General features: G+C 78.4%; 2 protein-coding genes. One reads left to right on the top strand and one right to left on the bottom strand.

Translation table 11 applies throughout. The features are described 5' to 3' along the window. Positions 1-100: 100 nt before the first annotated feature. Positions 101-454, bottom strand: coding sequence for a PRC-barrel domain-containing protein (locus HLB09_RS16540; RefSeq protein WP_171204395.1), 354 nt, complete (start codon positions 452-454; stop codon positions 101-103). A 172-nt stretch (positions 455-626) separates the two neighbouring features. Here HLB09_RS16540 and HLB09_RS16535 point away from each other — a divergent pair, with 172 nt between their 5' ends. Further along, a complete protein-coding gene (locus tag HLB09_RS16535) occupies positions 627-1,577 on the top strand; it encodes an aldose 1-epimerase family protein (RefSeq protein ID WP_171204394.1) in 951 nt (316 codons plus the stop codon). Positions 1,578-1,756: the final 179 nt, after the last annotated feature.

Here is a 1,756-nt window from a genome sequence, read left to right as displayed (position 1 = left end):
TCGTCGGACCGCCCGAGCTGGGCCGGTCCGACGAGCCGCCGGAGCTGCGCCTCGAGCCGCCCGAGCCACGAGCCGCGCCGGTCGCGCACGCGCGCGCCCGTCAGCGCCGGGCGAGGCGACGGCCGGAGCCGTCGCCCGCCGGCTTGCCGTAGTGGGCGAAGACGGCGGGCTCGTCCTCGGCCTTGAGCTCCCCGTCGGTGTCGATGGCCGGGGCCTCCTTCACGAGGCTCTTGGAGTACGCGACCTTGACGTAGTCGGGCCCGACCGTCGCCCCGTCGAAGGGCACGAAGACGAGGCGCTTGCCGCCCAGGAGGCCGCCCAGGGTGATGGTGCCGAAGGCTGGCTGGTCGGTCGCCGTGTCGACGTAGACGGCCTCGAGCTCGCCGATCTTGTCGCCGTCGGCGTCGACGACCTTGTGGCCCCGGTACTCGCGGATGTCGGCTGCCTCGAACACGCTCGCTCCTCGGGTGGCGGTCGGCGCCCGGGGCGCCGTCCTCGTCGTGGGACGGCCTCCTGGCCGCCCACCGGGAGCCTAGGGAGGACGGGGCGGCCTCGCCCGCCGCGTCGGCCGCGGCACCGGGGAGGCGGGCGGGCGAGGGCGGGCGGGCCCGCTAGCCTCGCGCGTCGTGCACCCCAGCGGCGAGCAGCACGTCCTCGAGCACGGCCCCCTGCGAGCGGTCGTCACGGAGGTGGGGGCGAGCCTGCGCTCCCTCACCGACGACGGTCGCGACCTGGTGGTGCCCTTCGGCGCCGACGAGGTGCGCCCCGTCTACCGGGGCGCCGTGCTGGCGCCGTGGCCGAACCGCGTGGTGGACGGCCGCTGGCGCCTCGACGGCGTCGGCGCCGCCTCGGGCGCGGAGCAGCAGCTCGCCCTCACCGAGCCCCCGCGCGGGCACGCGCTGCACGGGCTGCTCGTGTGGGAGCGCTACGCCCGCACCGGTGGGTCGAGCACTGCGGAGGCCGACGAGCTGGAGCTCTCCGCCCGCGTCGTCCCCCAGGCCGGGTACCCCTTCGCCGTCGACGTCGTCGTGAGCTACCGCCTCGACGACGCCGGCCTGACGACGACGGTCACGGGCACCGGGCTCGGTGACGACCCGGCGCCGTGGGGCTGCGCGGCCCACCCCTACCTCAGCGCCGGCACCGGCCGCGTGGACGACTGGACGGCCGCCGTCGACGCGTCCTCCTACCTCGAGGCCCTGGGGGCGCGGATGCTGCCGGGCGAGGTCCGCGCCGTGGACGGGACGCCGCGGGACCTCCGCGGCGGCCGCCCCCTGGCGGGCGTCGAGCTCGACGACGCGCTCACGGGGCTGGCGGCCGGCGAGGACGGCCTCGTCCGCTTCACGGTGGTCGACGCGCGCGGCACCGGCGCCGTCGTCGCGTGGGACCCGGCCGTGCTGCCGTGGGTGCAGGTCCACACCGCCGACCGGCCCGAGCCCGAGCTCGACCGGGCCGGCCTCGCCGTCGAGCCCATGACGTGCCCGCCCGACGCCTTCAACAGCGGCACGGACGTCGTCCGCCTGGCCCGCGGCGAGAGCGCCTCCGCCTCCTGGACGATCTCCCCGCTGCGGGGCGCGTGAGCCCGACGCCCCGCACGGCGGCCGGCCCGGGGACGAGGTCGGCTCCGGTGGGCGGAGGGGCGGGCCTGTCGCTGGCGGACGCCCTGGACGGGGTCGCCGTCGCCGCGGGGCTGCGCGCCGTGCGGGTGCTCGACCGGGTGCCCGCCCCGGCGTCGGGGTGGACGACGCTCGCCGCGGCC

This window comes from Pseudokineococcus marinus, assembly GCF_013004605.1.
Taxonomy (GTDB): Bacteria; Actinomycetota; Actinomycetes; order Actinomycetales; family Quadrisphaeraceae; genus Pseudokineococcus; species Pseudokineococcus marinus.
The sequence above is the reverse complement of the archived record's forward strand: the minus strand, read 5'-3'. Positions and strand labels throughout refer to the sequence as shown.